This window comes from Sphingobacterium puteale, from assembly GCF_050986225.1.
Lineage (GTDB): Bacteria > Bacteroidota > Bacteroidia > Sphingobacteriales > Sphingobacteriaceae > Sphingobacterium > Sphingobacterium puteale.
This window is the reverse complement of sequence record NZ_CP158959.1, coordinates 4,427,307-4,447,332: the sequence shown is the minus strand read 5'-3', so window position 1 is coordinate 4,447,332 and position 20,026 is coordinate 4,427,307. Positions and strand designations below refer to the sequence as shown.

At 41.2% G+C, this 20,026-nt stretch carries 16 protein-coding genes; 14 read left to right on the top strand and 2 right to left on the bottom strand.

The genetic code is table 11. The features are described from left to right. The first annotated feature begins 43 nt into the window (after window positions 1-43). From ABTV71_RS19025 to ABTV71_RS18985, 9 genes are all read left to right on the top strand, one after another. Complete coding sequence (locus ABTV71_RS19025) at window positions 44-301, top strand: hypothetical protein (protein ID WP_433900701.1); 258 nt, start codon at window positions 44-46, stop codon at window positions 299-301. 187 nt (window positions 302-488) lie between these two features. Continuing rightward, the gene (serC, locus tag ABTV71_RS19020) at window positions 489-1,559 is read left to right on the top strand and encodes a 3-phosphoserine/phosphohydroxythreonine transaminase (RefSeq protein ID WP_121123613.1); all 1,071 of its coding nucleotides are present in this window, start codon (window positions 489-491) and stop codon (window positions 1,557-1,559) included. A gap of 152 nt (window positions 1,560-1,711) precedes the next feature. Next, the gene (locus ABTV71_RS19015) at window positions 1,712-2,659 is read left to right on the top strand and encodes a D-2-hydroxyacid dehydrogenase (protein WP_433900700.1); all 948 of its coding nucleotides are present in this window, start codon (window positions 1,712-1,714) and stop codon (window positions 2,657-2,659) included. 123 nt (window positions 2,660-2,782) lie between these two features. After that, window positions 2,783-4,096: an aspartate kinase gene (locus tag ABTV71_RS19010; protein ID WP_433900699.1), complete on the top strand. Its 1,314-nt coding sequence runs from the start codon at window positions 2,783-2,785 to the stop codon at window positions 4,094-4,096. A gap of 15 nt (window positions 4,097-4,111) precedes the next feature. Further along, complete coding sequence (lysA, locus tag ABTV71_RS19005) at window positions 4,112-5,272, top strand: diaminopimelate decarboxylase (protein ID WP_121123607.1); 1,161 nt, start codon at window positions 4,112-4,114, stop codon at window positions 5,270-5,272. A 104-nt stretch (window positions 5,273-5,376) separates the two neighbouring features. Further along, a complete protein-coding gene (locus tag ABTV71_RS19000; RefSeq protein ID WP_433900698.1) occupies window positions 5,377-6,138 on the top strand; it encodes a prolipoprotein diacylglyceryl transferase in 762 nt (253 codons plus the stop codon). A 3-nt stretch (window positions 6,139-6,141) separates the two neighbouring features. Further along, a complete protein-coding gene (locus ABTV71_RS18995; protein ID WP_121123605.1) occupies window positions 6,142-6,378 on the top strand; it encodes a hypothetical protein in 237 nt (78 codons plus the stop codon). A gap of 13 nt (window positions 6,379-6,391) precedes the next feature. Then, a complete protein-coding gene (locus tag ABTV71_RS18990; protein WP_433900697.1) occupies window positions 6,392-7,795 on the top strand; it encodes a radical SAM protein in 1,404 nt (467 codons plus the stop codon). Window positions 7,796-7,915: 120 nt separating this feature from the next. Beyond that, a complete protein-coding gene (locus ABTV71_RS18985) occupies window positions 7,916-10,258 on the top strand; it encodes a mechanosensitive ion channel family protein (RefSeq protein WP_121123601.1) in 2,343 nt (780 codons plus the stop codon). A 31-nt stretch (window positions 10,259-10,289) separates the two neighbouring features. Here ABTV71_RS18985 and ABTV71_RS18980 read toward each other — a convergent pair whose 3' ends face one another. Then, window positions 10,290-11,123 (bottom strand): AraC family transcriptional regulator, encoded by an 834-nt coding sequence (locus ABTV71_RS18980; protein WP_433900696.1) that lies wholly within the window; start codon window positions 11,121-11,123, stop codon window positions 10,290-10,292. Window positions 11,124-11,230: 107 nt separating this feature from the next. On the opposite strand from ABTV71_RS18980, the gene ABTV71_RS18975 reads away from it, so the two are divergent. Together ABTV71_RS18975 and ABTV71_RS18970 are read left to right on the top strand one after the other, a co-directional pair. Next, window positions 11,231-12,145 carry an AEC family transporter gene (locus ABTV71_RS18975; RefSeq protein ID WP_121123597.1) on the top strand — a complete coding sequence of 305 codons (915 nt, stop codon included), beginning with the start codon at window positions 11,231-11,233 and terminating at the stop codon, window positions 12,143-12,145. 134 nt (window positions 12,146-12,279) lie between these two features. Continuing rightward, a complete protein-coding gene (locus ABTV71_RS18970; protein ID WP_121123595.1) occupies window positions 12,280-12,726 on the top strand; it encodes a DoxX family protein in 447 nt (148 codons plus the stop codon). A gap of 44 nt (window positions 12,727-12,770) precedes the next feature. On the opposite strand, the gene purL is transcribed toward ABTV71_RS18970, so the two are convergent. Continuing rightward, window positions 12,771-16,445: a phosphoribosylformylglycinamidine synthase gene (gene purL / locus ABTV71_RS18965; RefSeq protein WP_433900695.1), complete on the bottom strand. Its 3,675-nt coding sequence runs from the start codon at window positions 16,443-16,445 to the stop codon at window positions 12,771-12,773. A 463-nt stretch (window positions 16,446-16,908) separates the two neighbouring features. Here purL and pheT point away from each other — a divergent pair, with 463 nt between their 5' ends. Genes pheT through ABTV71_RS18950 form a run of 3 tightly spaced genes read left to right on the top strand, consistent with a single transcriptional unit; the run spans window position 16,909 to window position 19,999 of the window. Then, window positions 16,909-19,305, top strand: a complete 2,397-nt coding sequence (gene pheT, locus ABTV71_RS18960; protein ID WP_433900694.1) for a phenylalanine--tRNA ligase subunit beta — start codon at window positions 16,909-16,911, stop codon at window positions 19,303-19,305. A 40-nt stretch (window positions 19,306-19,345) separates the two neighbouring features. Beyond that, the gene (locus tag ABTV71_RS18955) at window positions 19,346-19,651 is read left to right on the top strand and encodes a hypothetical protein (protein WP_077432703.1); all 306 of its coding nucleotides are present in this window, start codon (window positions 19,346-19,348) and stop codon (window positions 19,649-19,651) included. 57 nt (window positions 19,652-19,708) lie between these two features. Continuing rightward, window positions 19,709-19,999, top strand: coding sequence for a cell division protein ZapA (locus tag ABTV71_RS18950; protein ID WP_121123591.1), 291 nt, complete (start codon window positions 19,709-19,711; stop codon window positions 19,997-19,999). Window positions 20,000-20,026 lie beyond the last annotated feature (27 nt).

Here is a 20,026-nt window from a genome sequence, read left to right as displayed (position 1 = left end):
TTAAGATATTAAGCAGAAATTTGATTAAAATTTCTGCTTTTTTATGCATCACGATCAACTTCCCCTTTTTGTAAAAGAATCCACCGTATTTAGTGCGGAAGATAAAATTAAACTGGCTCAGAAAGACCGTTTGCCTACACCACAAGAAGTGGATGAAATTACATCCCTGCCTGAAATCTATGAATTATTAAATGCCTTTATCGGTGATCAATCCTCACGCAATGTCCATCTTCAGCTTAAAGCGAAAGAGTATTTGCAAGATAATCAATTAGATATGGCCTGGAAGGTCCTTCTTCTGTGATTATTTTAACAACCAATCGGTATGTTGTTGTGTGATATTTTTATTGAAATCAATCATAATTTTGTAAATTATCAATAAAAAAACAGAATAGTTGAAAAATATATAATTTTATTTTACCTTTGGTTTTTAAAACAACAGATTGCTTTACTAGGGTTCAGAAAGGGCAATCAAACAAACTATAACATCAATGAAACATAATTTTGGAGCAGGTCCATGTATTCTGCCAAAGGAAGTATTTCAACAAGCCTCAGAAGCTGTAATTGATTTTAACAACACAGGTTTATCAATTTTAGAGATCTCTCACCGTTCCAAAGAGTTTGAAGCAGTGATAGATGAGGCGACTCAGTTAGTACGCGAATTATTAGCCGTACCACAAGGATATTCGATTCTTTTCTTGCAAGGTGGAGCAAGTCTGCAATTTGCGATGGCACCCTTAAACCTTTTACCTGAAGGCGGTAAAGCTGCTTATTTAGATACAGGTGTATGGGCGACAAAGGCCTTAAAAGAAGCAAAGAAATTCGGAACAGTAGATGTTGTAGCCTCCTCGATAGATAAGAACTATTCTTATATTCCTAAAGGATATTCAATCCCTTCGGATGCTGCTTATTTTCACTATACCGCAAATAATACAATTTATGGTACCGAGGTGTTTGAAAAACCAGCTACGGAATTGCCAGTAGTTGTGGATATGTCTTCAGATATTTTTTCCCGCGAGATCAATGTCGCAGATTACGATTTGATCTATGCCGGAGCACAAAAAAATATGGGCCCTGCCGGTGTGACTTTAGTTGTTGTTAAGGATGATATTTTGGGTAAATCAGGACGTGTATTGCCTTCGATGTTAGATTATAAATTGCATATCGATGGCGGTTCCATGTATAATACGCCTCCGGTTTATTCGATCTTTGTTTCGATGTTGAATTTGCGCTGGTTAAAAGCAAAAGGTGGCGTTGCTGTTTTGGAGCAGGAGAATATCATTAAAGCACGTGCGCTGTATGATGAAATTGACCGCAATCCTTTATTTAAAGGAACTGCGGCTGTTGAAGATCGTTCACGTATGAATGTGACTTTTGTCATGGATACGCCTGAACTGGAAGCGGAATTTTTGACTCTGGCGAAAGAACGTAATCTGATTGGCATTAAAGGACACCGTTCGGTAGGTGGATTTAGAGCTTCAATCTACAACGCATTGCCATTGAGCAGTGTGAATGCGTTAATCGATGCGATGAAAGAATTTGAAGATACGCACAAATTATAAAATTGATTAAAAGTATGCTGATGGAATAAACCGGCTTCATGGAGATCATCGTTGATCTTCAAAAGGTTTGTTTACCTCATCTCATAAAAAGCAAACAGGGTTTACAAAGTCATTGATACAATGAAAATCGGCCCACATAAATAATTATAAGGATGAAAATATTAGCAAATGACGGTATAGATCCACTGGGAAAGAAAATGTTGGAAGATGCCGGTCATACTGTAGATACAAACCATATACCTCAGGAGGAATTAGCGGAAAAGTTGCTTGCTTATGACGCTATTACTGTACGTAGTGCAACTAAGGTACGTCAGGAGTTGATCGACGGCTGTCCAAATTTGAAAGTAATCGGTCGTGGTGGCGTGGGAATGGATAATATTGACGTGGAGTATGCGCGTTCAAAAGGCATCGCTGTTGTGAATACACCGGCTGCATCGTCTTTATCCGTTGCTGAATTAGTTTTTGCACACCTATTGAATGGCGTACGTTTTTTATATGACGCCAACCGGAAAATGCCTGTTGAAGGAAATACCAAATTCGGTGCTTTGAAAAAGGCGTACGGTGCGGGAACTGAACTTCGCGGTAAAACAATCGGTATCGTAGGCTTTGGCCGTATCGGTCGTGAGGTCGCTAAGATCGCCATTGGTTTGGGAATGGATGTCGTTTATACAGATCTGTTTGAAGGCCCAAAAGGACTTACCATTGAACTTTCTGGGGGTATTCAGGTTGAGGTTCCGATCAAACAGGTTGAAATGACGGACTTGTTGAAAGTTTCTGACTTTATCTCCTTGCATGTACCATTTTTGGATAAACCAGCGATCGGTGCTGCGGAATTCCCATTATTGAAAGATGGTGTTGGCTTGGTGAACGCTTCCAGAGGGGGTGTTATTGATGAACTGGAGTTGGTGAAGGCATTGGATGCTGGCAAAGTTGCATTCGCGGGTTTAGATGTATTCGACAACGAGCCCACTCCACGTGAGGAAATTTTAAAACATCCAAAGATTTCGTTGACACCACATATTGGTGCAGCGACAAATGAAGCACAAGAAAGAATCGGCGAAGAATTGGCCGGTCTACTGATCGAAAACTTGAAGAAGTAATTCTTCCGCATAGAACCATATATGCGGCACAAAACTTTCATGATTTTGTGCCGCATTTTTTTTAATATAAATTCATGAATTGCCTATATTGGCGCACAGAAATTTAATAATTGTAACTTTAGTATGAAAGTTTTAAAATTTGGTGGTACTTCAGTAGGAAGTGCAGTACGTATCAAAGGGTTGTTGGATATTGTAAACCCTTCGGAACGTCAGATCGTTGTGTTGTCCGCGGTAGCTGGAACGACAAATGCTTTAGTGGAAATTGGCCAGGCTTACACCGTAGGTAAGAAGGACGAGGCTAAGGATTTGATCAAGAAGCACAAGGATAAGTACGAAGACCTTATTAAGGAACTTTTTAATACTGAAGCTGGCTATAAAAATGGCAAGGAGCTCATCGACTATCATTTTAACCTAATTTCCAGCTTGGCAAATGAGCTGTTTACGCCAATTGAAGAGAAAATTATTTTGGCACAAGGGGAATTGATGTCTACCGCATTATGGCATTTTTACCTCAATGAAATCGGCATCTCATCCATCTTGTTGCCGGCATTGGATTTTATGAAAATCGATGAGGACAATGAGCCAATGGTGGAATATATCGGCGAAAAATTGAGTACAATTTTGGCTCAGCACCCGGAGAATACTTTGTTTATCACACAAGGATTTATCTGTAGAAATTCATTTGGTGAAATTGATAACTTACGCCGCGGTGGATCGGATTATACAGCTTCATTGATCGGAGCAGCTATCCGTGCCGACGAAGTTCAGATCTGGACAGACATTGACGGTATGCACAACAATGATCCGCGTGTCGTAAAAGGTACCACGCCAATTGCGCACCTTAGCTTTGACGAGGCTGCCGAATTAGCGTATTTTGGGGCAAAAATATTGCATCCACAGTCTGTATTTCCTGCACAAAAATACAACGTGCCGGTCCGTCTGTTAAATACGATGGAACCGAATGCCAAAGGCACATTAATTAGCAAAGATGGTGCACAAAAAGGTTGTATCCGTGCGATAGCCGCAAAAGATGGTATCACCGCCATTCATATTCATTCCTCAAGGATGTTGCTTGCTTACGGTTTCTTGCGTCGTGTTTTCGAGATTTTCGAACGCTATAAAACACCGATCGATATGATTACTACGTCAGAAGTAGCAGTTTCGTTGACCATAGATGATACAACAAATTTAGCTGATATTATTAAGGAAGTTGAAGACTTTGGTTCTGTTACAGTAGATGGCGACCAGACCATTGTTTGTGTGGTCGGTGACTTCGGTCTGAATAGCCATGGTTATGCTGCACGTGTACTTGATGCTGTAAAACATCTTCCGGTTCGTATGATTTCCTATGGCGGTTCGGACTTTAATGTATCCATTTTATTGAATTCGGATCATAAAACGGAGGCTTTACGTTCATTGCATAATCGTTTATTTTAAGAAAGTAGGTTTTATATGATAAATACAGCTATTGCGGCAAAATTTGCAGAGAAAGAAACCCCGTTTTATTACTATGACTTGGCCGTGTTAAACAAAACTTTGGAAGCAGCTTATGTTGCTTCCCACAAAAGGGGATTTCATGTTCATTATGCATTGAAAGCTAATTTTAACGATGTGTTATTAAAAGCGGTGCAACAGATCGGCTTCGGTGCGGACTGTGTGAGCGGAAACGAAGTAAAAAAGGCTATCGAATGTGGTTTTGCACCGCAAAATATTACTTTTGCGGGGGTTGGAAAATCGGATAAGGAGATCAATTATGCCCTACAGCAAAATATCTTTGCGTTCAATGTGGAGTCTATTCAGGAGCTTGAAGTGATTAATGAACTAGCTTCAAAACAAGGTGTAAAAGCCAATGTTGCTTTGCGAATAAATCCCAATGTTGATGCGCATACTCACCATTATATTACAACAGGACTCGACGAGAACAAATTTGGTATTCCAAATGCGGATCTGGAGAAATGCGCAGCTGTTCTCAAGAAATGTGATTTTATCGAATTGGTGGGGTTACACTTTCACGTGGGCTCTCAGATTACCGATATGACGGTATTCAAAAGTTTGTGTGTCAAGGTCAACGAGTGGAAGAACTGGTTTGAGGAACGCGGAACACAGATTCGTGTGCTGAACGTTGGTGGGGGGCTTGGGATAGACTATAAAGACCCGGATGGCAATCCGATTCCGGATTTTGAGTCTTATTTTGACATTTTTGACCGGTTCTTGGAGCGCAAGCCACATCAGGAAGTTCATTTTGAACTGGGCAGAGCTTTGGTTGCTCAATGTGGAAGCTTAGTGAGCCGTGTATTATATGTCAAGAATGGCGTCAAGAAAAACTTTTTGGTACTGGACGCGGGAATGACCGAATTGATGCGTCCGGCTTTGTACCAGGCCTACCATAAAATGGAAAATATCAGTGAAGGCACGGGGGCGGAAGCGCTAAACTATGATGTTGTGGGGCCAATTTGTGAATCCTCGGACTGCTTTGGGAAGGAAGTGTCTTTGCCTGTATCAAAACGGGGGGATTTGATCGCTATCCGCTCAGCGGGAGCCTATGGTGAGGTCATGGCCTCCCATTATAATTTGAGAGAAGAAATCAGATTTGTCTACAGCGATCAACTGTAAGAAGTGATTTTAGACGAAAACAGATTTAAAGAGCCGGTTCATTTTATGGACCGGCTTTTGTTTTTTTGTGAGAGATATCTGAATTGTCTTTTGTATACTTGTTTATGCTTACAGCGATTGAATTTCCGGTTACCATTGCTCTATTTGGAAAAACCTTCCTCTTACATCCGTTTATGGAAGGATTGGGGATGTTTATGGGGATGCGTTATTATCAGCTGCTGAAATGGAAAGATAAGGAGAGTTTAGGGCATACCAATTCACTTTTGATTGTTATTGCGGCGGCCTTAGGCGCCTTGATCGGATCCCATATCATTGGTTCGCTGGAACGTCCAGAGGAACTGTTGAATGCGGTGAGCAAAATGCGTTACATCTGGTTAAATAATACCATTGTAGGCGGCTTGGCGGGTGGGCTGCTCGGGGTGGAACTGATGAAAAAAATCATGGGCAAGAAAGAGAGCACCGGCGATCTCATGGTATTTCCCCTGATAGTTGCGATTATGATCGGAAGGATAGGTTGTTTTTACACGGGGGTATTCGAGCAGACTTATGGCTTGCCTACAGACTGCCCCTTGGGGATGTACCTTGGGGATGCTTATCGAAGACATCCGGTGGCCTTGTACGAAATTGCATTTCTGATGCTGTTATTTGTTTCATTGCAGTGGTTTAAGCGAAGATTTATATTCCAGAATGGTTTACTCTTTCAACTTTTTATGCTCAGTTATTTTAGCTTTCGTTTTCTATTGGATTTTATTAAGCCAAGAGCAATCATTCTTTTTGGGATCAGTACCATACAGATTACCTGTCTTATTGTGATAATTTATTATATTTATTTATTGAAGAATACGCACCTAGAAAGGAGGGTCTAAATTATGTATTTACTCGAAGGATCATTTGGTTCGGAAAACACAGCTATGTTGGGCTTGTTTTTACTGTTTGGCGGTGCTGTAGTCATTGGAATAGCACTTTTGGTCATCATTATCGGTTCGATTATAAAATCCAATAATAAGGAATCTACATTTAATGTTAACCCTTGGCTGAAAGTATTATTGGGGGGTATCGGAGCAATGATCGCTGGCGGGATTGCCTGTGGAATAGCACTAAATTAATAGCGATAGATATATGCCAGTTAGAAATTACACCTATTACGATTATACCATTAGTTTGTGTCCGACTTGTCTTTCGCGTGTAGGTGCAAAGATTATCATCGAAGATGAAAAAGTCTTTATGACCAAAAGTTGCCCCGATCACGGTTTTTTCAAAACGTTGATTGCGACTGATGTGGAATACTATAAAAATATCCGGAACTATAATAAAGCATCTGAGACGCCTTTGAAATTTGACAAAGATGTTCACTATGGCTGCCCTTACGATTGTGGTTTATGTGTTGATCACGAGCAGCACAGCTGCCTTTCGATCGTCGAAGTGACCGATCGTTGCAATCTGACCTGTCCGACCTGCTATGCCATGTCTTCACCCCATTATGGGCGGCATCGTTCGCTGGAGGAAATCGAACGTATGCTAGACAAGATCGTTGAAAGCGAAGGTGAGCCGGATGTTGTTCAGATCAGCGGGGGAGAGCCCACGATCCATCCCGAATTTTTTAAAATTCTGGATATCGCAAAAACAAAACCGATAAAACATTTGATGCTGAATACCAATGGTATCCGAATTGCAAATGACCCCGGATTTGCCGAACAACTTGCAACCTACGCTCCAGAATTTGAAATTTACCTGCAATTTGATTCTTTCCGTCCGGAAGTACTGGAAAAATTTAGGGGAAAGGATCTGACTGATGTGCGCAAAAAAGCGATTGAAAAGCTCAATGCATTAAACCTGAGTACGACGCTCGTTGTGGTTCTGGAGAAGGGGACCAATGACGATGAGATCGGAGCGATACTGGAGTATGCTTTGAATCAGCGTTGTGTCCGTGGGGTAACCTTCCAGCCGGTGGAGATCGCCGGACGAAACGCACAGGATGCTCCACAGCATAAAATGACACTGACTGAGGTCAGGCAGGAAATCCTGGATCAGTATCCCTTGTTGAATCCGCATGATATCATTCCGGTTCCGTGTAACCCGGACGCTCTGGCGATGGGCTATGTGCTAAAGATCGGTGAGGAAAAGATTCCATTGACACGACATATTGATCCCGCCGTACTGTTAAATAATCAATCCCGTAATACCATTGTATATGAGCAGGATACCGGTGTTCAGATGCAGTTGTTGGATATTTTTAGTACTGGTATTTCGGTGGATAAAGTAAAACCCAAGGTGAATCAGCTGTTATGCTGTCTGCCTGAGGTCTGTGCTCCTGAACTCGATTATGATAATCTTTTCCGCATCATTATCATGAATTTTATGGATGCCTATGATTTCGATGTCCGCGCGGTCAAAAAATCATGCGTACATATTGTCAATAAAGATCTGAAACTAATCCCTTTTGAGACAATGAATCTCTTTTACCGTGATGATAAGATCAAACGTCTGGAGGAACTTAAATTATCGGATGCTATTCGATTTTAGACTTGTATAAACTATTTTTGCTGGAAAATAATAGGAAAGGTTTATTTCTGAAACCTCGTTTTGTAGTTCTTCTGGAAGATCGAAATGGCTATTATTGAAGGAGATTAATAATTTGGGAATATGAAATTGAGCAGCGTTAAGCATTTCATTACGGTTATCAGTTTATTGGCATTACAGCTCTATGCCGTCGGACAAGATTCGGTGCAGGTAAGAAGAGGAATGGCCAATACCGACGGGTCGGTATCACATACGGGTTTAAATAGAAGATTCAGTACCGATTCGACGCGAATGGGGAATGATTCGCTGCGCAATGACCTGCGAAAAATCAATCTGACGTTCCTGTCCAATATTCGTACGGCATCAATGGCGGAATTTGTGGCTCAGCTAAATGAAAGATCCAATTCGTATGCGGCGGTTAGTGGCAATTCAGCAAAAGACTCCGTCGCGACTATAAAAAACGCAATTTCCGAAGAAATTAAACAGCTGAGATCTATTAAAGGAAGTATTGCAAATTATTCCGGCAGTTTAAGTAGCACACAAGATCAGATCCGGGGTATCATCAAGCGATATGATATCAGTGCCAGCAATCACGCGCGCGCGCATCAATATCTTAATACTGCCCAACTTCGGCTGGCTGCAAAGATGGATTCCCTGGAATCGATCAATCGTACAATTGATGAGCTTATCATCAAGGATCAGCGGCATCTCAATAGATTAGACCTGATTCCGGAAACAAAAGCTGCTGCAAAGAAATCGGATGTTGCACCGGGCAAGAACTCAATATGGAAAGCCAATACGAAAAGTATTTCGAAAGACGTACTCCTGGACAATATCCGTAGTAATTATAGTAATAATAAATCCATAGACAAATATGTCAACCGGACGGATTGGGCGAGCCGGATTTTGTTGATTGTTCTGGGGCTGGCCTATGCGTACTGGATTGTCCGGGTGGCTTATATTCTGAAGCAACACGATCCGGAACATAAGCTTTCCATCGATGCCATTGTTGGGAAAACTATTATTTTTCTGCTGACCTTATTGCCTTTTGTCAATTTTTTTACACCGTCCTTCATTTTACAGGCTTCCCAGCTGGTGATCATGTCAATCTTCATGTTTCTCTTGCGTTATAAAATCACTGGGCAGCAACGTAATATCGCATTGATTCTGATCATCTTTTATCTGTTGGATGTTTTTGTCAATATGATTGTAAGTGACGATCTGTTTTTGCGTATTATTTGTATAGGCTTTAATCTGATTGCCTTGGGATTGGTCAGTTATACCAAGCGGCGAATTAAGAATCCCGAAAGTCCGGGGTATATCAGCAATTTTATCTATGTTGTATTTGCCATTTTAAATATTACGGCGATTACGTTGAACGTTATTGGACATGTGGAGCATTCACGCAGCTTCAGCATTGCATGTGCGGTTGGTTTGGTGCAGTCATTTACCTTACAGTATTTTGCTGATATGATCAAAGCAGATGTCCGTAACCAATTTAAAAAGGATCGTTTGGTGTCGGGGTTCTGGATGCGCTTTAATGAGCAGCGCACCTTGGCAATTATAACAGAGATTCTTCGTATTATTTGCGTCCTGTTGGCAATTATTGTCCTGGCAAATAACCTTCAGTTTATTGACACCTTATTGGGACTTAGTGAGACGTTTTTTGGCAAGGTGCGCAGCATCGGCAGCATCTCCTTTACCTTAGGCAATCTCGTTGTTGCGGTACTGCTGTTGCTTGTAGCCAATTGGTTTCAAAAGAATATCAGTCTCATTGTGCTCGGTGGTGAAGATGGTCAGCTAAATCAGGCCTATAATCAGAAAATGACGCTCTTTCCGTTATTTCGTTTGGCGATTATTCTGATCGGCTTTTTCATGGCTATCTCGGCTTTGGGTATGAGCCTTGATAAACTTACCGTTGTCATTGGAGCATTGAGTGTTGGGATCGGTTTAGGGATGCAAAATATCATTAATAATTTTGTGTCGGGGATCATTCTTGTTTTTGATAAGCCTTTTCGGGTGGGCGATCAGATCGAACTGGCCGACAAAAAAGGGCGTGTCAAAGAGATCGGTATCCGTGCCAGTGTATTGAAAACCGCAGACGGCGCTGATGTGATTATTCCCAACGGTGATTTACTTTCGGGTAGGGTTGTCAACTGGACCTTATCTCAGGAGTATAGCAAAGCAAGTTTTGTGCTTCATATTGATCGGAAGGCAGACCTTGATCAGGCGAAGCAATGGATTAATGATGCAATGACGGCGAGTCCATATTTCGTCAAAGAACGGGATAGCGGTATCAGTGTGCAAGATATCAGCGAAGAAATGATCTATTTAAGCGTTTCCTGCTGGGTGAATTTCGCCGCGAACGTCTCATCTTTTAAAAATGATGTGCTGATTATCCTTTATAAGCAGTTTGAAGAAAATGGATTGAAATTCTATAGTATTCTATCTCCTAAAAATAATTAAAAGCGTTTGTTAGCTCTTGTAATGTGGCGGATTATTTCTTCCGCAGTTGTTGTCTATAGGCTTTTGGACTGTATCCCTTTGTACGCTTATAGAAATGGGACAAATGGCTTTCATCAACAAATCCTAATTCCTGAGCAATCTGTTTTAGTGTATATGCGGTGGATTTAAGTCTATGTTCGATTAATTCGATGCGGTACATGTTGATGTAGTCTCTTAGGCTATTGCCAAAATTTTTCTTAAAATAGATGCCAAAATAAGTCGGAGCGATATTAAATTTCTGCGCGATTGTTTTTACCTGAAGATGCTCAGGCGTAAAAATATGCTGATGGATATAAGCCGAAATCGAGCTGTCCAGCCTGAGAGAATATGTTTGCGGCAAGCGTTTTATCTCGGATATTTCTTTATAAAGTCCAAAGATGGCAAGTAGTTGATCAAATAGCCACTGTGCCGTCTGACTGACTCCTGCAAGGCTGTATAACCTGACTGCCTCCATAAGATGAGAAAAGATCAAACGATGGTGTTCGGTGAGGACGAGTTTATTTTCTCTTAGCCCTCTATCATTCATTAACTCCATAATCCATGCGTATAATTTTTGCTGGCGTCGATTTTGCAAAAAATAGCTGTCCGTAAAAAGAATAAACAGAAAGTGTGTTTTTTCCTGTATGTTGAAGTAGTGCCTATCCGCAGGACTAACAAGAAAAATATCACCACGTTCGTAATCCAATTCAAATTTATTGATGACCTGCTTCCCACGTCCGGAACGAATGTAAACTAATTCATAGTAATTCTGCTCATGCATGGGCAGGTGAAAGGTATCTTCCACAAATTCGCTGATCAATAATGGTTCAAATTGTTTTTTTCGCATGTTCTTTTGATAGATAGTTATAAATGTACATAAAAATAATGTATTTATACATGTTTTTCCTAGGGCTACTATTGCACTTTTGTGTTGTCTTAAATGGTAGGAAAAACATGGTTAATTTTATAATGATTGCGTTTTGTATTGGCGCTGGTATGCTATTAAGAAAAGCAAAGTTGATCCATGCTGAGGCGCATAAAGGAATCAATACTTGGATCCTTTATTTTGCACTTCCGGCAGTTTCCTTCAAGTATATCCCAAAGATTGTCTGGTCTTCAGCGATGCTGTTTCCGATTTTTTCAGCGATTTTGGTGTGGGCTGGAAGCTGGTTATTTATGGAATGGTACTGTAAGCGAAAATCCTATAAACAACGTTCCAGAAGCAGTCTGGAGTTGGCAGCAGGCTACAGCAATACCTCTTTTATTGGGTTTCCGTTGATTATGGCCTATTTCGGAGAGGCACAGTTGCCGATAGCTATTATTTGTGACCAGACAACGTTTATCTTATTGTCCACTGTGGGGATTATCAATGCCCTAAAAGCAAATCTGCATGAAGGGCAGTCCATCGACGCAAAATTCATGCTATGGAAGCTGATTACTTTTCCACCTTTGATCGGATGTCTCCTCGCGTTGACGTTATCCCAATTTGTTGACTTCAGTATGGCCGAGCCTTTTTTTGAAAAGCTTGTGGCGACGGTAGGACCATTGGCACTATTCTCTATCGGTTTACAATTGAAGTTTGATGGCTGGCGTCAACAAGCCGCACAGATCAGTACAGCCATGATCTATAAATTGATTTTGGCTCCACTGTTGGTCTTGTCATTTGCATTGCTGTTGGGTGTAAAAGGTCCTGTGGCACGGATCAGCATTTTTGAAGCTGCTATGCCTACGTTGGTCACTTCGGGTATTATTGCCGAACAATATCACCTCAATACAAAATTGGTGAACTTAGTGATCGGTTTTAGTATTGTAGCGGGACTAATAACGACTGCATTATGGGATCTAGTGATTCAGTTTGTGATTACCTGATCTGTCTTACGACATTCTGATTCTCTCCAGACCGCGTGACCGCAATAGCTTTTGTATTAAAATGATACTAGGAACAACTTTTTTGTGTTTCAGCTGTTATAGCTATTATAACCATCTATAAAAGGAGGTATATTATGAACCTGATACATAAAATTGAACATTGGGGAAACGTCCACCACCCCCAATGGATTGATTACCTAAGAATTGCCCTGGGCATTATGATTTTTGCGAAGGGGGTAAGTTTCGTAAACGATAGGCAAGTGGTTGAGCACATGATTGAGCAGAGCAGTTTTCACCTGTCCATATGGGGAGCTGTTCACTATGTCGTCTTTACGCATCTGGTCGGTGGCCTATTTCTTATTTTGGGTTTTCAAACCCGTTTAGCGGCCTTATTGCTGTTTCCTGTCCTGGTGGGAGCTGTCTTTTTTGTCAACATCACTAACGGCTTTAGTTATTTGAATTCCGAATTGTGGCTTTCGATAGTCGTATTCTTTTTGTTGATCTTTTTTATGGTCATGGGATCTGGAAAATACTCCCTTGACAATATGATGAACAAACCTGGATACAAAAGGGATATCTAAAAAAAGCTCCTTCATAAATGAAGGAGCTTTTATCTTTTCGTTTGTTATTTGCTTTGGTTGTCAATCCAATTGCGTGCATTGATGAATGCTTCTAACCAAGGAGAAACCTCATCTTGGCGTCCTTTTGGATAGTTTGCCCAATGCCATTGGAAAATCGAACGCTCGATATGAGGCATCGTTGCTAAGTGACGTCCAGTTTTATCACAGATCATCGCTGTATTGTAATCCGAACCATTTGGATTATGTGGATATTGCTCATAACCGTATTTGGCAACAATATTGTATTGTTCTTCTGCAAGTGGTAGATTGAATTTTCCTTCACCATGTGAAATCCAAACACCCAATGTACTTCCAGCTAATGTAGAAAGCATAACGGAGTTGTTTTCCTGAACTTTCACCGAAACAAAATTTGATTCGTGTTTGCCCGAGGTGTTGTGCAACATTTTACCATGAACCTCGTGTTCAGGATTGATCATTTCCAATTCCATAAATAACTGGCACCCATTACAGATACCAACTGAAAGGGTGTCTGGGCGCGCAAAGAAATCGGTCAATGCCTTTTTTGCTTTCTCATTGTATAGGAATGCTCCGGCCCATCCTTTTGCCGAACCCAGTACATCCGAATTGGAGAATCCGCCAACGGCACCGATAAATTGGATATCTTCCAATGTCTCACGGCCTGAAATCAAATCTGTCATATGGACATCCTTTACATCAAAACCTGCCAAGAACATCGCATTTGCCATCTCGCGCTCCGAATTGGAACCTTTCTCACGAAGAATGGCCGATTTTGGACGAGCTTTACTTCCGTCAATCACCGGTTTTTTGCCATTGAACTGACTTGGAAAGGTAAATGTTAACGGTTGATTTTTATAGTTATCGAAACGCTGTTGAGCCATTCCGTTTTTCGATTGTCTGGAATCCAATAGAAATGAAGTGGTTGACCAAACATCACGTGTTGCGGCAACATCAAAGCTGAAGTTCTCTTCTCCGTTTTTGATGGTCACTGTAGTTCCTGCGATCGCATGACCGATTTTTATGGCATCAACGCCAGCTTCTGTGACAGCTTGCTCGAAAACAGCATCATCCTTCGCCTGTAGTACAAGGCCGATATTTTCACTGAACAGCACTTTCACTGAGTCAGATTCATTTAAACCTGAAAGATCATAGTTCGCAGCTAGGTTAACATCGGCAAATGTCATTTCCAACAATGTTGTGATCAGACCACCGGATCCGATATCATGACCGGCTTCGATCTGGTTATCGTTGATTAATTGCTGAACGGTATCAAATGCTGTTTTGAAATAGTTAGCATCTTGGATTGTAGGAACTTCCGTGCCCAGTTTATTGACAACCTGCGCGAAAGAAGAACCACCTAATTTGAAGTTGTCTTTTGATAGGTTGATGTAATAGATGGAGCCTGCATTTTTGTTTAAGACAGGTTCTACTACTTTGGTAATATCCGTACAATTTCCAGCCGCAGATATAATCAATGTGCCGGGAGCGATTACATTTTCGCCATTTGGATATTTTTGCTTCATCGACAATGAATCTTTTCCGGTAGGAATATTGATTCCTAATGCGATGGCAAAATCCGAACATGCTTTCACGGCTTGGTAAAGTCTAGCGTCTTCACCTTCATTATTTGCTGCCCACATCCAGTTTGCTGATAGTGAAATACCTGCAAGACCGTTTATGATCGGCGCAAATACGATATTTGATAATGATTCTGCAATAGCAGTTTTACTGGCAGCTGCTGGATCAATCAATGCCGCCACAGGAGAGTGCCCTATCGTAGTGGCGATACCTTCTTTTCCTTTGTAGTCAAGAGCCATGACGCCAACGTTATTTAAAGGCAACTGCAACGGGCCTGCACATTGCTGTTTGGCAACACGGCCACCGACGCAACGGTCCACTTTATTGGTCAACCAATCTTTAGAAGCCACTGCCTCCAATTGCAAAACCTGATTTAAATAATTGGGGATATTGGCAGAGTCATAGCTAAGATCTGCATAGTTACGGGTGATGGTTTTATCACGCATAAAAGTTTTTGGTGATGAACCAAAGAAATCCTCTAAAGCATAATCCATTGGCTTTGCACCATTGCTCTTGGAAGCAAACGTAAAACGATGGTCACCTGTGACATCACCTACCGTGTACATTGGTGCACGCTCGCGGTCAGCAACACGTTTAAGAGTTGCAATGTCATCTTCAGCAATCACCAAGCCCATTCTTTCCTGCGATTCATTACCAATGATTTCTTTCGCTGAAAGTGTAGGATCACCCACAGGAAGCGCATCAAGGTCGATTAAACCGCCTGTCTCCTCGACCAGTTCGGATAGGCAGTTTAGGTGTCCGCCAGCGCCGTGGTCATGGATAGAAACAATAGGATTATGGTCTGATTCCACCAAGCCTCTAACGGCATTGGCTGCACGTTTTTGCATTTCCGGATTTGAGCGTTGGATCGCATTCAGTTCAATTCCCGAACCGAAAGCGCCCGTATCCGCAGAGGATACAGCAGCACCGCCCATGCCTATGCGGTAATTTTCACCACCTAAGATGACGATTTTATCACCTGTTTTTGGGGTATGTTTTTTTGCTTGATCTAATTTTCCGTATCCCACACCGCCAGCTTGCATGATTACCTTATCGTAGCCAAGTTTGCGGCCATCCTCTTCGTGTTCGAAGGTCAGTACAGATCCTGTAATTAGGGGTTGCCCGAATTTATTGCCGAAGTCGGAAGCTCCATTGGAAGCTTTGATTAGGATATCCACGGGAGTTTGGTAAAGCCATTGGCGCTCTTGCATGGCTTTCTCCCAAGGACGATCTTGTAATAAACGGGAGTAGGCTGTCATATAGACAGCTGTACCAGCCAAAGGAATAGCACCTTGACCACCGGCCATACGGTCACGAATTTCACCACCGGAACCTGTAGCAGCTCCGGAAAACGGCTCTACAGTCGTTGGAAAATTGTGTGTTTCCGCTTTTACGGATAAGACCGAATCAAAGGATTTTTCCTCATAAAAGTCTGGTTTGTCGGCCGATTTAGGAGCAAACTGAGTGACACGTGGACCTTTAATAAAGGCTACGTTGTCTTTATAGGCTGAAACGATCTCATTGGGATTTGTTTCGGAAGTTTTCTTGATTAATTTAAATAGAGAAGTAGGTTGCTCTTCACCGTCAATGATAAAAGTACCATTGAAGATCTTATGTCTACAGTGTTCGGAATTGGCTTGTGAAAAAGCAAAAACTTCAGAGTCTGTCAAAAGACGGCCTAATTTAACGGCGAGGTTATTGAGGTAAGTTACTTCCTCCGGATTTAATGCCAATCCTTCGGATTTGTTATAGGCATCAATGTCTTCAATTTCCAAAATAGCTTCAGGACTAATGTTGACTGTATACATGTTTTGCGTCAACATACTGAATTTTTGCGAAATCATTGGATCGAAATCATTGAAATCTGCTGGTACCGGTTGAAATTCTTCGATACGAACAATTCCTTCAATACCCATGTTCTGTGTGATTTCTACTGCATTGGTACTCCAAGGAGTGACCATCGCTGCGCGGGGGCCTACAAAGTAATGGTTAAGGGTTTGGTCGTCGAGTTTTTTGGCGTTGCCGAATAGCCAGTTGAGTTTAGTAATGTCTTCTTGTGATAAAGAGTTTACGCTTTGAACACCATACACGGTGTTCGATGGGTTCTCAAAGAAATGAATCATTATAAATGTTTGTTTTGAACGTTCTTCAAATTAAAGCACAAAGTTACATATTATTTTTATGGAAATGATTGAATTTTGATTAAAAAATCAAGGTGGTCGTTCGTTTGAAAAAAGAGTAAAATAGCTGTTCTTTTCTAATTAAATGTAAGTTGTGTTAATTCCTGTCAATAAATGTGATGAGTCTAGCCAGTATTAGGATGGGAGTCTCAAAGCCGCTCATAATCAATAAATTTTCTAGATGATTCGAGTTAAACATTCTTCATTTGATGTGCATTTATCGTATTAGACTTTATCGCATATCTATTTTTGTGTCGGATAAACGTATATTTTCCCGCCTGCCTGCTGGCCCGTCTCTGGATTAAAACTTAGCGGATGGAATGCAGGGACCATGGGGTGGATCACCAAATTGACGTTGTATATAACCTCAAATTTATCTAAGTTTGTGCATCAAATCAAATTCGAGATGAACATTTCATATAATTGGTTAAAACAACACGTTAATATAGATTCGACTCCGGAGGAATTATCTTTGATCTTGACAAATACAGGATTGGAAGTAGAAGCGCTGGATGTCGTACAGAGTATCCCGGGAGGATTGGATGGTTTGGTTGTCGGCGAGGTTAAAACTTGTGAGCAACACCCCAATGCGAATAAATTACGCGTCACCACAGTTGATGTGGGCGCTTCCGAATTATTGAATATCGTATGTGGCGCACCAAATTGCCGTACCGGATTGAAGGTAATTGTGGCAACAGTAGGTACGACATGTCACCCTTTGACCGGAGAACCATTTAAGATAACCAAATCTAAAATACGCGGAGAGGTATCCGAAGGAATGTTATGTGGTGAGGATGAGATCGGTTTGGGTACATCCCATGCTGGTATCGTTGAATTACCTGCTGATGTTGCGGTAGGCACATTGGTAAAAGATCATTTCAATATTCAGGATGATTACCGCTACGAAATTGGTCTTACACCGAATCGAGCGGATGCGGCTTCCCACTTAGGTGTGGCACGCGATATCGCTGCTTACTTCCGTACGAATATCAAAAAAACAGATCTTTCTGCATTTCAGCCCGGTGAAGAAGTGGGAACTGCGGTTGTTGTTGCGGATACTATTTCATGCCCACGATATAGTGGAATCAATATTTCTGGCGTTCAGGTAGGTGAATCGCCAGACTGGCTGAAGGAAAAACTAAATGTAATCGGCGTACGCCCGATCAATAACATTGTTGATATCACCAATTATATATTGCATGATCTTGGGCAACCATTGCATGCGTTTGATGCGGATAAGATTGCAGGTAATAAAGTAATTGTCCGTACGGCAAAAGAAGGTGAAAAATTTGTCACATTGGATGCTGTTGAGCGGATACTTTCTACTGAAGATCTGGTGATTGCAGATGCTGAAAAACCAATGTGTATCGCGGGTGTTTTTGGTGGTGCACATTCAGGTGTCTCCACGGAGACGACAAATGTGTTTCTTGAATCGGCTTACTTCAATGCGGTTTCGGTCCGTAAGACTTCTAAACGGCATGGCTTGAAAACAGACGCTTCATTCCGATTCGAGCGCGGTACAGATCCGAATAGTACTGTTGACGCGTTAAAACGTGCTGCACTCTTGATTCAGGAAATTGCAGGCGGTACGATTTCCTCTACGATTAAAGATGAGTATCCGGTAGAAATCAAACCATTTTCATTCCATGTTAGTTATGCGAATGTGGTGCGTTTGATCGGACAGGCCATTCCCAATGAAGAAATTAAAGCCATTATTGTGGCATTAGGTATAGAGGTTGCTTCAGAGACCGCCGAGGGGCTAGATGTTTTGGTGCCTGCTTATCGTGTCGATGTAACGCGTGAAGTAGATGTGGTCGAAGAGGTATTACGGATTTATGGTTACAATAATATTGAGCTAAAATCCCAAATTAAGGCTTCCTTAAATACCGTTGAAAAGCCAGATAAGGAAGTCGTCTTAAATCAGCTGGCTGATTTGTTGATCGGTAACGGATTCCGTGAAATATTAGCGAATTCGTTGACAAAGCTTGATTATGCGGATGACAGCGAGACCGCGGTAAAATTGTTCAATCCATTGAGTTCGGATTTGGATACCATGCGTCAAAACATGTTGTTCTCGGTGTTAAATGCCATTGAATATAATCAGAAACGCAGAAATTTTGATCTGAAATTCTTCGAATTTGGTAAAACATACGCGTTGGATGGGGATGGATATAAAGAAACGCAACATTTGACTTTTGCAATAAGCGGTAGAGAAGAAGCCGAACAGTGGAATAGTAAAAAGGGAAACGTTAATTTCTATACCCTTAAAGCTGCAGTTGATACAATTGTTAAACGTCTGAAGATTGAGGGTATACAAATACAAGATGCGCCGAGCCATCACTTTGCCTACGGATTGAGTTATCTGAAAGGCCAGAAATGTCTGGTGTCTTTCGGTGCGGTAGCTCATGCCAACTTGAAAAAAGCAGATGTTGAGGGGCAGGTTTTCTTCGCGGATTTTGACTGGGATGTCTTGATGAAAATCATTCGTAAAAATAACATTCAATACAAAGAAGTGTCGAAATTCCCCGCGGTACGCCGTGATTTATCGTTATTAATTGACGAAAATATCAGCTTTGATAAACTTCAATTTGTCGCTCAAAAGACCGAACGCAAGCTTTTAAAGGAAGTAAATGTGTTTGATGTGTATAAAGGTGATAAAATTCCGGAAGGGAAAAAGTCTTATGCTCTGAGCTTTATCTTGCAAGATGAAGAAAAAACATTGACCGATAAACAAATTGATGCGATAGTTCAAAAATTAATTGTTAATTTTGAGAAGGAACTAAGCGCAGAAGTGCGCGGTTAAACAGAGATATAACATTAATTGGTAATATTCGATTTACGCTATGGCAACATTGTCTTCACAAATGAATCTGATCGTTGAGAAAACGAAAAACTTAATTCAAATGTGCGAAGTCTTGCAAGAAGAAAATGATTTGCTTAAATTAGAGGTACAATCCTTAAAAGTGGCTTTCGATGCGAGCAACGATAAAAGCAAGCAGCTGGAAGAGAAGGTCAAGGCATTGGCAGTAGCGCGAACCTTGGATTCAGAAACGGATAAGGAAGCAATTAATGAAAAAATACTTGACACAAAACAAAAAATTAACGATTTTGTGCGAGAAATAGACAAGTGTATTAGTTTGTTGAAGTAGTTGGAATTTAGCGATCATCGGAATTTAAACTAATACAACGTTAAAAAGCTCAAAGAAATGGGAGAGATTTCCATAAAAATAAATATCGCAGACCGTGTTTATCCCCTTAGGGTGGAAAGCGCTGAGGAAGAAGTGATTCGACATGCTGCGAAATTGATAAATGAAAAAATAAAGGAATTGCAGGAAAACTATACTGTGAGAGATAAGCAGGATCTGCTATCCATGTGTGTATTGCAGTTTGCTACGCGGATGTTAAATGCGGAGCGACAATCCCAGAACCACGAAGTGGGTCTGGAGAATTCAGTACAGGAGCTTGACCAGTTGTTGACGGATTTCTTTAAAAAATAAATTTACGTTCTTTATATTTAGAGCTTA

Bases quoted from the DNA above. Each gene is read 5' to 3' on its own strand.
- purL (WP_433900695.1), bottom strand. From the start codon at position 16,445: ATGATTCATTTCTTTGAGAACCCATCGAACACCGTGTATGGTGTTCAA.
- ABTV71_RS18990 (WP_433900697.1), top strand. From the start codon at position 6,392: ATGCCAGTTAGAAATTACACCTATTACGATTATACCATTAGTTTGTGT.
- ABTV71_RS19015 (WP_433900700.1), top strand. From the start codon at position 1,712: ATGAAAATATTAGCAAATGACGGTATAGATCCACTGGGAAAGAAAATG.
- ABTV71_RS18980 (WP_433900696.1), bottom strand. From the start codon at position 11,123: ATGCGAAAAAAACAATTTGAACCATTATTGATCAGCGAATTTGTGGAA.
- ABTV71_RS18955 (WP_077432703.1), top strand. From the start codon at position 19,346: ATGGCAACATTGTCTTCACAAATGAATCTGATCGTTGAGAAAACGAAA.
- pheT (WP_433900694.1), top strand. From the start codon at position 16,909: ATGAACATTTCATATAATTGGTTAAAACAACACGTTAATATAGATTCG.
- ABTV71_RS18950 (WP_121123591.1), top strand. From the start codon at position 19,709: ATGGGAGAGATTTCCATAAAAATAAATATCGCAGACCGTGTTTATCCC.
- ABTV71_RS19025 (WP_433900701.1), top strand. From the start codon at position 44: ATGCATCACGATCAACTTCCCCTTTTTGTAAAAGAATCCACCGTATTT.
- ABTV71_RS19000 (WP_433900698.1), top strand. From the start codon at position 5,377: ATGCTTACAGCGATTGAATTTCCGGTTACCATTGCTCTATTTGGAAAA.
- ABTV71_RS18970 (WP_121123595.1), top strand. From the start codon at position 12,280: ATGAACCTGATACATAAAATTGAACATTGGGGAAACGTCCACCACCCC.
- lysA (WP_121123607.1), top strand. From the start codon at position 4,112: ATGATAAATACAGCTATTGCGGCAAAATTTGCAGAGAAAGAAACCCCG.
- ABTV71_RS18975 (WP_121123597.1), top strand. From the start codon at position 11,231: ATGGTTAATTTTATAATGATTGCGTTTTGTATTGGCGCTGGTATGCTA.
- ABTV71_RS19010 (WP_433900699.1), top strand. From the start codon at position 2,783: ATGAAAGTTTTAAAATTTGGTGGTACTTCAGTAGGAAGTGCAGTACGT.
- ABTV71_RS18985 (WP_121123601.1), top strand. From the start codon at position 7,916: ATGAAATTGAGCAGCGTTAAGCATTTCATTACGGTTATCAGTTTATTG.
- serC (WP_121123613.1), top strand. From the start codon at position 489: ATGAAACATAATTTTGGAGCAGGTCCATGTATTCTGCCAAAGGAAGTA.
- ABTV71_RS18995 (WP_121123605.1), top strand. From the start codon at position 6,142: ATGTATTTACTCGAAGGATCATTTGGTTCGGAAAACACAGCTATGTTG.